The organism is Paenibacillus provencensis (assembly GCF_042678545.1).
GTDB lineage: Bacteria > Bacillota > Bacilli > Paenibacillales > Paenibacillaceae > Paenibacillus > Paenibacillus provencensis.
In genome coordinates this window covers 476,284-489,960 of record NZ_JBHTKX010000001.1, presented here as the reverse complement: position 1 = coordinate 489,960, position 13,677 = coordinate 476,284, and the positions used below count along the sequence as shown (strand labels likewise).

Sequence of the window (13,677 nt, the reverse complement as noted above, 5' to 3'; positions counted from 1 at the left end):
CGAACTTTACATCAGTATAGCAGACTCTTGTTTTTGATAGAAATGGATTATTCGGCAGATCATTTGTATTATATTCATGGACACAAGCCTTATAGCTGTTGGCTTTAGGGCATCTTTGTATTATCCCTAGGCTTGTTAAACGAAGGTCTCTTCTTATTTGTTAGCACTGGGGAACGAACGAATGTGGCAACCAGCCCCTTTGCATTAAAGGGTATAAATGGCCACAGATAGGACGAATTGTAAGATCGATGCAGTGCTAGTCCAATAATGATCGCAGTGGTCCCAACCACCAGCCCAGGCACTTTAAAGATAGCCACGAGTACGAGTAGAATCAGTCTGACCATACGATTTGCCAGCCCAAGCTCATAGCTTGGGGTTGCGAACATCCCAATCGCTGCTACCGCCATATACAGCAGAACCTCATTAACGAACAAGCCTGCCTTTACCGCTACATCCCCGACTAATATAGCCGCAATAAGACCCATTGCCGAGGCAAGCGGTGTTGGTGTATGGACGGCGGCCATTCGCATTAAATCTATCCCCAATTCTACGATGAGAAATTGCAGTATGATCGGAAGCTTTACATTTTCCTGAGGACCAATAATGTCCAGTCCCTCCGGTTTCAATCCAGGATCAATCACAAACAGCATCCATAAAGGAAGCAAGAACAACGAGGCTAATATCCCTATGAGTCTTACTATCCGCAAATAAGAACCCATGAACGGTGTCTGTCTATTCTCTTCGGCATGCTGACACAGATCAAAGAAGGTCGTAGGCATAATCATAACACTAGGGGAAGTATCCACGAACAGTACTACTCTGCCCTCAAGCAAATGGGAAGCAACCGAATCTGGACGCTCTGAATAACGAACAAGTGGATACGGATGCCAACCTCGATTAATGATGATTTCCTCAAGCTGCTTATCGGCAAGCGGAATACCATCAATATCAATGCTCTCAATTTTTTTGCGGATCGTCTCAACCTGAACCTTGTCCACGATATCGTCAATATAAGCAAGGCACACATCTGTTTTGGTTCTTTCCCCGACTCGAAACAGCTCCAGTTTAAATCCGGGGTCATGCAGCCGTCTGCGGACAAGAGACACATTGGTCAGCATCGTTTCTGTAAACCCGTCTCTGGCTCCCCTGACGACTCTCTCTAATGAAGGTTCTTCAGGACCGCGCGAAGGATAACTACGGGTGTCAATGATCAGCGCTGTTGTTTCGCCTTCCACAAAGAAGACGCTCATGCCGCTCATTGCCTGGATGAAGGCTTCGCTAAGTTTCGTTACCTTGGATACTTGGATATGGGGAATGTAGAACTCAAAGTACTTTTCCAGAGCATCAGAAGACATCTCATCCTCGGGCACATAGGACAGCCTTTTTAAAATTTCAGTCAGAATCGTATCTTTGGAAAGTCCAGTTATGAACAAAAGCCCGGTATGACGCCCACCAAAGGTCATCTCACGGAAATTGACATCAAAGCTTTCTCCAAAGCCCATCACATACTTGAGCGTGTTCCGCAGTACGTCAAAATCCGGATCAATGACGTCCTCATTCTGCCAATATTGAATCGATTCCTCAATGGAATCTGACATTTCTCTTTCCTTTTTTTCTTGGAGCTGCTTCTCTTCTTCAGTCATTTGTTGCGATTCATCTGACATTTTGTTCTTGATGCCTCCTACTTCTGTTGTATGCATTCAGCTGTTATCTGGTGTACACAAACCAATCAAATAATGAACCGGCTACCTTACCGAATACCATAGCCATTAGTAATCCAAATAAATAAGATTTCATTCCCAGTCTCTTGGCAAGTATGGGCAGGACGTTCAATACCTCAGTTAAGGCTGCCGCCAGCAAACCGATAAATATACCGCATAGCAGACCTACGAATATCGAGATAATTGGGAGACCATATACTTTCAGATTCCATAAGTCAGCGACTGTACCAATGAATGAACCGGCAATCATTGCACCTTCATAGGCATAAGCCTTGTCATACGAGCGTGTAAGCTGTGCTAAGCGCGGGATCATGTCCAGCACGATGAAGAGAGCAATGACTCCACTCCCTACAGCGATTCCTGATGCAATACCCAGTACAATCAGTATGCAGCCGTCCAGAACCGTCATCATTATTTTTGACCTGAAGGAGCATGCTCTTTTTTGATTCGCTCGTACTCTTCATTAACTGCATATTGATCAACATTTTGCTGATACAGGTACATCTCGACCTCCAGCGGAGTAGGCTCATCATTCCATTTCTTCTTGAACAAATGATTAAAAAAAACAGCCATGCCAAAACCGATACCAATGGAGTATGCTGTCTGGAACAAGTAAGGATTCTCATCCCGATATCCCGTCAGCATTTCAACAATTCGAATATGCACTTCTTTCATGTTTACATCAGCGTGAAAATTCATAATGGTCAGCGCTGAGCCAAAAAAAAGCAGCAGCCAAACAAGCACAAACAGCGATTTGGACGGCGGCCGATCATGAGGGATCAGCTCAACAAGCGTATGGCTGCTGCCTAGTGTTTCAATCGTTGCTCCTGGCACAATCTCCTTTATTCGCCCAATAATCTGAAGAACATCAACTAGCAGCAGGCTCCCGTCCTTTTTCTCAGTCTGCAGCAGCTCCGCTTCCAGCACCTTGTCTTCTAATCCAGGCGGATCTGAGAGCACATGTGCCACATGTCTGATCGTAAGTGTTATACCAAGCTTTATTTTGATCCGGCTATGCAGCCTTACATAAATGATAGGAGTGGATGGTACGGTCATCCTAACCTCACCCCTTTATACTGTGAAATTATTCATAGTATGGAGACTCCTCCTCTTTTCTATTCCCTCTGAGATGGATATCAAGATAAATCAAAAAAAGAGCCTTTTCTCTGACGAGAAAAAGACTCTTATATCATGTTTATTCATTGTTATATGCATTTTGTATTTACTGAGCAATTTGTTCACGGATAATCTGCAGTATTTTCTTCTCCAATCTGGACACTTGAACTTGCGAAATGCCCAGCCTTGCCGCTACTTCAGATTGCGTCTGATCCTTGTAATACCTCAGATAGACGATCAGCCGCTCCCGCTCAGACAGATTTCCAATGGCTTCATTAAGTGCCATCTTGTCAAACCAACGCTCTTGTGATTCATCTGCAATTTGATCCATAAGCGTAATCGGGTCCCCGTCATTCTCAAATACCGTCTCGTGAATGGAAGTTGGAGGCTTATTTGCTTCCTGAGCGAATACAACCTCCTCAGGGGTAATTCCCAGCTCGTCTGCAACCTCCTTGATGGTGGGCAGCCTGTCTAAATATTTAGAGAGCTCATCTTTCTTCTTGCGAACCTTGTTGGCGGTCTCTTTCAGGGAACGGCTGACCTTCAGCGTTCCATCATCACGAAGGAAACGCTGAATCTCGCCGATAATCATGGGAACCGCATAAGTCGAAAATTTGACATCGTAGCTGAGATCAAATTTATCTACGGATTTGAGGAGCCCGATGCAGCCGATCTGAAACAGATCCTCCGGCTCGTATCCCCGGTTCATGAACCGCTGAACGACAGACCATACAAGACGTATGTTACAATTGACAAGCGTGTCACGCGCCACCTGGTCTCCGCTTTGGGAAAGAGCGATAAGACGCTTGACTTCCGCATCTTCCAGATACGTATGTGAAGTTTGTTTCGCTTCTGCTTCCATAGGTCCAACCCCTAATTATACAGTGCTTTCTTGGATTCTATCCGTTTCTTCATCATGATCGAAGTACCTCGCCCAGGCTCGCTCACCACTTCACATTCATCCATAAAATTTTCCATTATTGTGAATCCCATACCAGAGCGCTCCAGCTCAGGCTTAGAGGTGTACAGAGGCTGCTTCGCCAGCTCCAAATCCTCAATTCCCTGACCCTGGTCTTCAATGACAAGTGTGATCATGTCTCCAACAATTTCAGCCTTAATGGTTACAATTCCCGCAGAGTCATTGTTATAACCATGGATGATGCTGTTCGTCACGGCCTCAGATACGACCGTTTTCAAATCACTCAGCTCGTCCATCGTCGGGTCCAGCTGAGAAATAAAGGATGCCACCGCCACTCTCGCGAACGATTCATTCTCCGACTTGGCAGCAAACTGCAAATTCATAAAATTCGATAGCTGCTCGCTACTCATGAGACCACCTCCAGATCCGAGAGGGCGCTTCCCTCGTTTTCGAACACCGGCATGATTTTGAACAAGCCTGACATTTCAAGCAAACGATATACAGCAGGATTAGCTCCAGATATGACCATTTTTCCACCTTTATGATGTATCAACTTATAGCGTCCAAGAATGACACCAAGTCCTGAACTGTCCATAAAGTCAAGGTCTTTCAAACTAAGAATCAGATGCTTGCTGTTCTGCCTTGCAATCGCTTCATCCATCTGAAGGCGAACCAGATCTGCTGTGTGGTGATCGAGCTCCCCCGATAATCGTACAATAAGCACCCCGTGTGCATATTCCATACTGACCTGTAAATTCATGCTTGCTCACTCTCCTCCCTGTCATGACCAACCATTTCTACGCCGATTTACTGCTTTCCTGCACTCCGACAAAACTAGAAGAAAAGTCTCATGAATCAACAAACTTGCTTATTTTAGCGGAAAAGATCAGAGGTTGTCCGTTTAAAGAGCTTCCAGAAGCCTGCTTTTTCAACGTCTACCGCGGCTGTAATATCAAATTCCTTCAGCACCTTGCTATCCTGGGATACAACGAGCTTGCCCAGCACCTGGCCCTTTTTGATCGGGGCCTTGATTTCGGTAGGAACGGTCAGCTGCTGCGTGGTCTCTCCGGCGCTGCCTTTTCTCATAAGCACACTGTAAGGTACTTCGGCCACCAATTCCAGCTCTTTGATGTTTCCTTTCTCAATGTTCACTTTACCGATAACGTCCCCTTGTTTATATATAGGCTTCATCGTATATTGTGAAAAGGCGTAATCGAACATATTCGACACTTCGCTGTTTCTCGTCTTCGTGTTAGGCTCACCCAGCACAACGGCTACCACACGCATACCATCCTTCATCGCTGTGGCGGATAAGCAAAATTTGGCTTCAGAGGTATAGCCCGTCTTCAGGCCGTCGGCACCGGTATAGAAACGTACAAGCTTGTTGGTGTTCACGAGCCAGAACGGCTTGGCAGTGTCTTTCCGCAGATAGTCCTGATAGGCTCCGGTATATTTGGTAATGTCTTTATGTTTAAGCAGCTCTCTGCTCATAATAGCAATATCATGTGCTGAAGAATAATGATTCTCTACCGGAAGACCATTGCAATTGGCAAAATGAGTATCATTCATGCCCAGCTCTTTTGCCCGATCATTCATCATCTGCACAAACGCTTCTTCAGAGCCGGCAATTTTCTCAGCCATAGCTACAGAAGCATCATTTCCAGATGCCATGGCAATGCCCTTTAACATCTCATCCACGGTCATCTCTTCGCCCGATTCCAGGAAAATTTGAGATCCACCCATGGAAGAGGCATATTCACTCGTTCGAACCTTGTCAGTCCACTTCAGCTTACCGGAATCAATTGCTTCCATCGTTAACAGCATGGTCATAATCTTCGTGATACTGGCAGGAGGCAATTTCTCATGGCCATTCTTCTCATAAATAATAGTTCCAGTATCCGCATCCAGCATGACCGCTGATTTTGCATTTTGCGCAAGATCCACTGCCGGAGTCGTATTCTCCGTTTTCGGTCCTACAGGCTCTTCCGCATATGCGCTGCTTGGAACGATCAGTGCGGCCGATAGCATCATAGCGGTCAGCAGCCTTACTCCTTGTTTCATGGCAATATTATCCTCCTCATGTGAATGCTACATTGTAGCTTGAATCGTTATACTGCTAATCATTGTCGTCAAGAATCCTCCAAATTATTCCTAGTCTGTATAATGAAAAATAGCAGTGCCTTCAATTACAAGATAATGAACTGGACATAAGGGGTAAGTACAATGAAGAGGTTCGCACTAGGTGGTTTGAGGGCTCATAACACAAAGCCTGACCCTCCTTGCTGACGCAGGACACACGCTAAGCGCCGGAATCGCGCTGGCACTCGCTCTTTTTGCACGAAAGATGCAATTGAAGGTTAAATGTGAAGACAGAGCTTTTTAAGTCATGAATGACTCACGATATCAAAAAGAAGCTGGAGGGACAGTAATATTGCCCTTCAGCTTCTTTTTGCGTTTATATCTAATTATCAGACAAAATATATTCAATCTAACACCTCCTTAACATTAAAACAAATTAGTTTACATTCTATTGACCTACTGAATTTTGTAATGTAAAATAAAGTAAATTATATGAAATTATTGGTAAGGAGAGGGAGTAATGAATGAAATTTATCCTATTAATGAACCTCTGGACTTAGACACATTAGTACAACATATTAAGGTAAGCTATTCTGTTGAAAATTGGAATGATGTCATTTCAATATCTAATGAGCTCTTGGAACTAGCAAAAGAAATCCACAAAGAGCTTCTTGAAAAAGGTTCAACTTCTCACGTATTTGGTAAACATATAATCTACTACTTCGGATACAGTTACCTAATGACTGGTCTTTCTTATCAAAAGTTAGGTGTATACACCAAGTCCAAAGAGTATATTTCTTTATATGCAAATCTAGATTGGCTAGATGACTCAAGTGAAACTGGAAAACTCATCATTCAAGACTTTAAGTTTTTTGCTTCTGCCAATAGCCTTCAAATTGATGTGTTGGACGGAAAGCAAGAGAAGATAGCTGAATATGTAGAATTCTTAGATAATAATCCCGATCAGGTGCTTCCAGGTATGATAAACATTCTCCGATCAGCAAATCATTTTAACTATAATGTAGATTCAGAGATTTCTCAGTTATCTAAACATATAGATGACTATACTCAATATACTGAAAAAATTAAGTCCGCATATTACCTCTCATATCATTATCAGTTAGCACTTTACAGACACAAAAGGGAAGAACATGAATCTGCAATCGATATCACTCTACATGTCCTTGTTGCTGCAGATAGATTGGGTAACGACAAATATTTCAAAAAAGCTATTTCTTTATTTGAAATTCTTAGAAAATTCGGGAAAACCTCCCAACTTAAGACATGTTATGATATACTTAATGATATAATTATGAGGGGAGACCTATTAAATGAAAAAGACCACACTTTCACTAATGATCACACTGGGTCTGTTAGTTTTTATAACTTATCCTAGTATTATCCCAACTCAGATGTACATATCAGATCATGGTGCTGATTACGAAGGTCGTTAAGCAGCATTTTGACATAATTTAATTACATAATCTGAAACCAATCATTCTTCATTGTGATTGGTTTTTTTGTTTCACTCAACCCATTTCCTATAATTCTTATCCAATACGCCTTTCATCTGACAACAGCTAGCATTTTATTGCCATATCAACCAAATAATCCGTGTTAATTTTTCTCTTCGGTGTATGGTTCATAATATCGAAGCAATTCTTCTTCTGTTATCGGACGAGTAGAGAGTGTCTTCTAATTTAATTTCCATATTAGCTCTCCCTTTTTAATAGAATCTCACTTTCACTTAAATTCTCTTAAATGCACATACTCCATTGTTACAACTTCGTCCGAGGATTTTAGTTGTTGAACGTCTCCTCCAGTACGCTCTTTACCTTATCTAAGTAAATTCGATTCTGATTATGATTCAAGCGGTCGGAAAAGTATTTGGCTTGGAATTGACCGCAGAGCAATATGATGAGTTGATGATTGCTGCAAATAGTGTTCTAGGTTTTCTCTTGGCTGCAGGTATTATCAATAAGACTGTTAAAACTAATGCCGCTAAAAAAGCAAATACAGACGAAAATCAGCCTTCTGAATAATTCAAATGAATTGGTAATTTTTTTGAAGGTTAAAATTGAAAAATAAGTAGAAATACAACTATACCCCTCTTTAGGATGCGATGATCCTATTGAGGGGTATTTTTTTCGTTTTTTATGAGATTACATCAAAAACAATGTCTTTACTTTCTATTTGCTCATTTGAAATTTCGTAAGCATCCAGAATTAGAGTCTTACTCTCGCTGTCCTCACTGTTGCAATGGAGAATTGCTAAGATATCACCTTTTGCAACTTTGTCACCAGTTTTTGCTTTCAGTGTAATTCCAACTGAATGGTCTATCGGATCAGCCTTAGTTTTACGACCAGCTCCTGCCATCATAGCAGCGAGTCCAATTTTTTCAGCATCAATGAAACCGACATAACCATCTTTAGGACTTACAATTTCAAAATGGTTCTTAGCTTGAGGTAGTTTGTCAAGATTATCAACAAATTCAGGATTGCCGCCTTGTGCAGAAATAAATTCTTTGAACTTGTTAATGGCTTGTCCATTCTCAATCAGTTTTGACATTTCAGCATATGCCTCATCATAAGAATCGAACTTTCCACCTAAAACAGCCATATGTGAAGCCAATGTTAGGCTTAATTCGGTAAGTTTCTTCTCGCCTTGACCTTTTAAGACTTGAACTACTTCCATAATCTCGTTCGCATTCCCAACTTCATGACCAAGAGGCTCATCCATATTGCTTAATACAGCAACAGTGTTACGATTTAAACTCTTACCAATGGATACCATTATGCTACCAAGCTTCCTAGCTTCCTCAATTGTCTTCATAAAAGCACCTGAACCAACTTTTACATCTAGAACAATTGCATCTGCACCTGAAGCTATTTTCTTGCTCATTATTGAACTTGCAATCAAAGGAATAGAATCAACCGTAGAAGTTGCGTCTCTCAGCCCATACAGTTTTTTGTCGGCTGGGACTAAATTTGCTGTTTGACCAACAAGAGCCATTCCAACATTATTTACGTTATCTATAAACTCTTTATTAGTGAGTTCAATTTTAAAGCCCTCTATTGCCTCTAATTTGTCTAGAGTTCCTCCGGTATGTCCTAAGCCTCTCCCAGACATTTTAGCCACAGGAACGCCCACAGAAGCCACCAAAGGAAGTACGATTAGACTAGTCTTATCTCCCACTCCTCCAGAAGAGTGTTTATCAACTTTAATTCCCTTGATCGGAGACAAATCCACTGTTTCACCCGAAAAAGCCATAGCATGTGTTAAGTTAGCCACCTCATCATCGTTCATACCGTTGAAGAAGATAGCCATCGAAAGTGCAGACATTTGGTAATCAGGAATATTGTCAGACACATAATTTGAAATAATAAACTCAATTTCATCTTTTGACAGTGACTCGTTATTCCGTTTTTTATGAATTAAATCAATCATTCTCATTACGCTTTCACCTCAGTGCTTTTAGCCTTGTACAGGTTTTGTTCTGCCAGTTTTCGACCATTTTTATAATGTCAAAAGTGAGATCTAGGTCTGTAGTTATCTTCACATACTTTAAAAAAACATCCGGTGTTTGATTTAACCCATTTATAATTTTCAAGAAGTATTCTTTTTGAGGAGCTACATTATAAACAAGATAGCTCTTCATTGAATACTGGCTAACCCCTGTAATCAAAGATAACCTTTTAGGTTTCTGTTCTAATCCTAAATCATTTATTGTATGCATTAGCCATGGTTTAAAGTGTGCCTTATAAGAGTCGTAGATATTCGTAGCCCATTCTTTGAAGTTTATACCTGCAATAGGAGATAAATCTACCTGATCACCGGATTAGCCATAGTTAAATCACCGGTTTCCTTGGCTGTCATGCCCTGAAAAAAGACAGCCATCGCCCAATACAAAGACTTACACTCGGCTCACAAAGGCACGCACCAGTCCAATGAATTTCGGCTTCGTCCGGTTTGCTACAGCTACGACTTGCTCATGAGTCAGCGGCTCAAGTTCCTCGCCAATTGCCATGTCGGTAATACACGAGATACCGAGAACACGCAGCCCGGCATGACTTGCGGCGATCACTTCGCCCACTGTAGACATCCCGATCGCATCCCCGCCAAGCAGGGCAAACATCGTGGATTCTTTAGGGGTTGAATACGTAGGTCCACTGATGCCACAATAGACACCTTCCTGGAGCTCAAGTACGGATCCATCCTCACCATGTATATCTTTAGCCAGCTCCTTCGCCAATATGCGATATTCAGGATCATATGCGGCTGACATATCTGGAAAACGAACACCCAATTTCGGATCATTTGGTCCGATGAGCGGGTTAGCGCCTGTCATATTGATATGATCGGATATGAGCATGAGATCCCCTGCCTTAAAGGCACGGTTCATGCCGCCGGCTGCATTTGTTAATACGAGTGTCTGAATGCCAAGGCTCTTCATTACATAAACGGGCATAACAACCGTGCGCATGTCATATCCCTCATAGTAATGAAAACGACCCTGCATAATAATGACATCCTTGCCTTCGAGCTGACCGATGACAAAGCGGCCTGCATGTCCCTCAACTGTAGATTTAGGAAAATGCGGTACTTCATCATAAGGAATATATACAGCATCTTCGATTTGATCGCCTAAATCTCCAAGTCCTGAGCCCAGCACCAAGCCAATTTTTGGGGAGTATTTACCCAGCTTGCTTGTTATGTATCCAGCAGCTTCTTCAATATTTCCAGCATACATCGTCGTATTCTCTTGATTCATTGTCATTTTCCCCTCTTCGTCAAATTTACATGTATGGGATCAGCGCCATAACTAATCCGAGGAATTTCCCTTTTACTTGTTCTGCCGTTTCCATAACCTCATCATGCGAGAGAGGCTGATCCAGAATTCCGGCTGCCATGTTCGTAATACAGGAGATTCCGAGCACTTCAATACCTGTATGACGGGCTACGATAACTTCCGCTACGGTTGACATGCCAACCGCATCAGCACCAAGTCTACGAAGCATCACGATTTCGGCTGGAGTTTCATAGTTGGGGCCGAGAAGTCCTGCATACACCCCCTCCTGAATGTTGAAGCCCTGCGCTTCAGCTGTCGTTTTAGCCAGTTTGCGCAGTCTTTCACTGTAAGCTTCTGACATGTCAGGGAAGCGCACTCCAAATGCAGACTCATTAGGTCCAACCAGCGGGTTGCGGCCGGTCAGATTCAGATGATCGGAAATAATCATAAGATCCCCAGCATTATAATTGGTATTAACTCCGCCTGCCGCATTAGTCACCAGCATTTTTTGAACCCCGATCTCCTTCATAACCCGAACCGGAAATGCAGTCACTTCCGGGCCGTAGCCTTCATACATATGGAATCTGCCCTTCATCATGACGACTGGGCGGCCTTGTATGTTACCAATCAGCAGCTCTCCCACGTGACCCTCGACCGTCGATATCGGAAAATGAGGGATTTCTTCGTACGGAATAGCTGCCGCATCCTCAATCAGCTCGGCTAATATTCCAAGTCCAGAACCAAGGATCAGCCCGATTTCGGGCTTTACACTTGTTTTTTCTTTAATAAATGCTGCTGCCTCTTGTACCATGCTTTGTGTTAGTATTCTCACCATTTTGCTAAATAGCCCCTTTTGCTTGAATTTCAATCCATCCATATTGCGTATTCTACAAGCAGCCCTACTTCAATTCATTCAAGAAGCTTGCCCCGTGAAGCGGTGCGGAAGCACCGAAATTATCGGAGATCGTAGCACCCAGATCCGAATAAGTCTCCCGTACTCCAATCGTGTCACCTTGCTGCTTGAGAGCCGGGCTGTAAATAAGAACCGGTACATACTCACGCGTATGATCCGTTCCCCGATGAATAGGATCATTCCCATGGTCAGCCGAGATAATCAATAGATCCTCTTCGCTGATACGTTCCATAATCTTAGGAAGCTCCTGATCGAATACTTCCAGTGCGCCCGCATATCCTTCCGGATCTCTGCGATGTCCGTATAATGAATCAAAATCGACCAAATTCGTGAACAAGAGACCATTGAAGTCTCTTCCTAGCTGCTCAATCGTGACTTCAATGCCATGCTCATTGCTTTTTGTCGGATAAGCTTCCGTCACACCTTCACCATCGAATATGTCGTTAATCTTGCCAACCGCAATAACATCATACCCTGCGCTGTGCAGCGCATTCATGACCGTAGGCTCTGGCGGCTTGACTGCATAATCATGCCTGTTGGAAGTCCGTTTGAATGCACCCGGAGTTCCGATGTACGGACGTGCAATGACGCGCCCTACTGAATGCTCAGGAGCGAGAGTCAGCTTGCGGGCAATCTTGCAAGCCTTGTACAGTTCCTCGAGAGGAATGATATCTTCGTGAGCCGCGATCTGGAATACACTGTCCGCCGAAGTATACACTATCCAAGCCCCCGTCTTCATCTGCTCTTCACCGTATTCATCAAGCACTTCTGTTCCCGAAGCGGGCTTGTTGCAAATGACCTTGCGGCCTGTCTGCTTCTCAAACTCGGTGATCAGATCTTGAGGAAATCCATCAGGATATGTATTGAAAGGCGTGTCAATCTTAAGTCCCATAAGCTCCCAATGGCCTGTCATCGTGTCTTTGCCTGCCGACACCTCTTTCATCTTGCCATAATAAGCCCGAGGCTCGTCCACTGGCTCAAGCGGAGGAATTTCAGCTATATTACCAAGCCCCAATTTCTGCATGTTCGGCAGCTTCACATGGGGAACACGTTCAAGAATGTGTCCTAATGTATGAGCACCTTCGTCGCCAAATTCGGGTGCATCCGGCAAGGCCCCAATACCAACACTGTCAAGTACGATAAAGCATATGCGTTTGAATCTAGGTTTATTGTTTGTCATGATGTACGTAATACCCCTTCCTCTATTATCAATTCAATCTCAAATTCAAGACATCAATTACGCTCTGGGATGATAATGATCATATACGTCCTTCATATTTCGTTTCACCACATGGCTATACATCTGGGTCGTCGAGATATCTGCATGTCCCATCATTTCCTGTACCGATCTTAGATCAGCCCCATTCTCCAGTAGATGAGCAGCAAAAGAATGCCTTAACGTATGTGGCGTAATCCTTCCTTCGCCAAGTCCAGCACCGTCTGCATACTTCTTAATCATCTTCCAGATTCCCTGCCTTGTCAGCCTTGCCCCATTCGTATTAACGAACAACGCCTCTTCTTCTCCATTCGCCTTCAACAGCGCACTTCTGGCGTTGTTCACATATTCCGCGGTCGCTTGGGCAGCGATACCTGTTATAGGGATTACCCGCTCCTTAGCACTGTTGCTGCCGGTTCTCAAATACTTCAGCTGCGGATTTAAATCCTTCACATTAAGCTGTACCAATTCAGAGACCTTAATCCCCGTGGCATACAACAGCTCGAGCATGGCTTTGTCTCTGGCCCCAGAGGGTGTTGAAGAGTCAGGCAGGGATAGAAGGCTGTCCACTTCCGCAATGGAAAGTATCTTGGGAGGAGACTTCTCTAATTTAGGTGAGTCCAAATGATACGTGGGGTCTTTTTGTACAACACCCTGATACATCAAATAATGAAAAAAAGAACGGATCGATACCACATTACGAGCAATCGTTGAAGCTGCCTTCTTCTGTTTCTTTAAATATCCCATGTACAGGACAATCTGATTGCGGGTAACGTCCTGAGCCTGTGTTATTTGTTCATTATCCATATACCCAATAAATTGCTCTATATCACGTCTGTAGGATTCCAGTGTACTTAAGGAAGATCCCTTGTCTTCCTGTAAATAATTCATGTAAGGCTGCACATAATTCCTCATCGGCACATT

14 protein-coding genes are annotated in these 13,677 nt (G+C 43.3%); 2 read left to right on the top strand and 12 right to left on the bottom strand.

What is annotated here, in order from left to right:
- Positions 1 to 104: 104 nt before the first annotated feature.
- From ACFQ3J_RS02430 to ACFQ3J_RS02400, 7 genes are all read right to left on the bottom strand, one after another.
- On the bottom strand, positions 105 to 1,664 hold the full coding sequence (locus ACFQ3J_RS02430) for a spore germination protein (protein WP_244533217.1): 1,560 nt from the start codon (positions 1,662 to 1,664) through the stop codon (positions 105 to 107).
- Positions 1,665 to 1,707: 43 nt separating this feature from the next.
- Entirely contained in the window at positions 1,708 to 2,130 is a 423-nt protein-coding gene (locus ACFQ3J_RS02425) for a stage V sporulation protein AB (protein ID WP_091159203.1), read from the bottom strand.
- Positions 2,131 to 2,132: 2 nt separating this feature from the next.
- Positions 2,133 to 2,777, bottom strand: a complete 645-nt coding sequence (locus ACFQ3J_RS02420; RefSeq protein ID WP_091158124.1) for a stage V sporulation protein AA — start codon at positions 2,775 to 2,777, stop codon at positions 2,133 to 2,135.
- 166 nt (positions 2,778 to 2,943) lie between these two features.
- Positions 2,944 to 3,699, bottom strand: a complete 756-nt coding sequence (gene sigF, locus ACFQ3J_RS02415) for an RNA polymerase sporulation sigma factor SigF (RefSeq protein WP_091158126.1) — start codon at positions 3,697 to 3,699, stop codon at positions 2,944 to 2,946.
- Between the two features lie 11 nt (positions 3,700 to 3,710).
- Positions 3,711 to 4,166 carry an anti-sigma F factor gene (spoIIAB, locus tag ACFQ3J_RS02410; protein WP_091158128.1) on the bottom strand — a complete coding sequence of 152 codons (456 nt, stop codon included), beginning with the start codon at positions 4,164 to 4,166 and terminating at the stop codon, positions 3,711 to 3,713.
- Entirely contained in the window at positions 4,163 to 4,516 is a 354-nt protein-coding gene (spoIIAA, locus tag ACFQ3J_RS02405) for an anti-sigma F factor antagonist (RefSeq protein WP_047911086.1), read from the bottom strand. The genes spoIIAB and spoIIAA overlap by 4 nt, the downstream gene beginning before the upstream one ends.
- Before the next feature lie 113 nt (positions 4,517 to 4,629).
- A complete protein-coding gene (locus tag ACFQ3J_RS02400) occupies positions 4,630 to 5,817 on the bottom strand; it encodes a D-alanyl-D-alanine carboxypeptidase family protein (protein WP_091158130.1) in 1,188 nt (395 codons plus the stop codon).
- Positions 5,818 to 6,355: 538 nt separating this feature from the next.
- Between ACFQ3J_RS02400 and ACFQ3J_RS02395 the strand changes: the two genes are divergently transcribed.
- On the top strand, positions 6,356 to 7,231 hold the full coding sequence (locus ACFQ3J_RS02395; RefSeq protein ID WP_091158132.1) for a hypothetical protein: 876 nt from the start codon (positions 6,356 to 6,358) through the stop codon (positions 7,229 to 7,231).
- A 466-nt stretch (positions 7,232 to 7,697) separates the two neighbouring features.
- The gene (locus tag ACFQ3J_RS02390; protein WP_091158134.1) at positions 7,698 to 7,877 is read left to right on the top strand and encodes a hypothetical protein; all 180 of its coding nucleotides are present in this window, start codon (positions 7,698 to 7,700) and stop codon (positions 7,875 to 7,877) included.
- A 112-nt stretch (positions 7,878 to 7,989) separates the two neighbouring features.
- Here ACFQ3J_RS02390 and ACFQ3J_RS02385 read toward each other — a convergent pair whose 3' ends face one another.
- The 5 genes from ACFQ3J_RS02385 to xerD all read right to left on the bottom strand — a co-directional run bounded on the left by ACFQ3J_RS02385 (position 7,990) and on the right by xerD (position 13,668).
- Positions 7,990 to 9,288 (bottom strand): pyrimidine-nucleoside phosphorylase, encoded by a 1,299-nt coding sequence (locus ACFQ3J_RS02385; protein WP_251581032.1) that lies wholly within the window; start codon positions 9,286 to 9,288, stop codon positions 7,990 to 7,992.
- Positions 9,289 to 9,748: 460 nt separating this feature from the next.
- Positions 9,749 to 10,606: a purine-nucleoside phosphorylase gene (locus tag ACFQ3J_RS02380; protein WP_244533218.1), complete on the bottom strand. Its 858-nt coding sequence runs from the start codon at positions 10,604 to 10,606 to the stop codon at positions 9,749 to 9,751.
- A 25-nt stretch (positions 10,607 to 10,631) separates the two neighbouring features.
- Entirely contained in the window at positions 10,632 to 11,459 is an 828-nt protein-coding gene (locus ACFQ3J_RS02375) for a purine-nucleoside phosphorylase (RefSeq protein ID WP_091158139.1), read from the bottom strand.
- A 64-nt stretch (positions 11,460 to 11,523) separates the two neighbouring features.
- Positions 11,524 to 12,717 (bottom strand): phosphopentomutase, encoded by a 1,194-nt coding sequence (deoB, locus tag ACFQ3J_RS02370; protein ID WP_091158141.1) that lies wholly within the window; start codon positions 12,715 to 12,717, stop codon positions 11,524 to 11,526.
- A gap of 57 nt (positions 12,718 to 12,774) precedes the next feature.
- A complete protein-coding gene (gene xerD / locus ACFQ3J_RS02365) occupies positions 12,775 to 13,668 on the bottom strand; it encodes a site-specific tyrosine recombinase XerD (RefSeq protein WP_251581030.1) in 894 nt (297 codons plus the stop codon).
- Between the last annotated feature and the right edge of the window lie 9 nt (positions 13,669 to 13,677).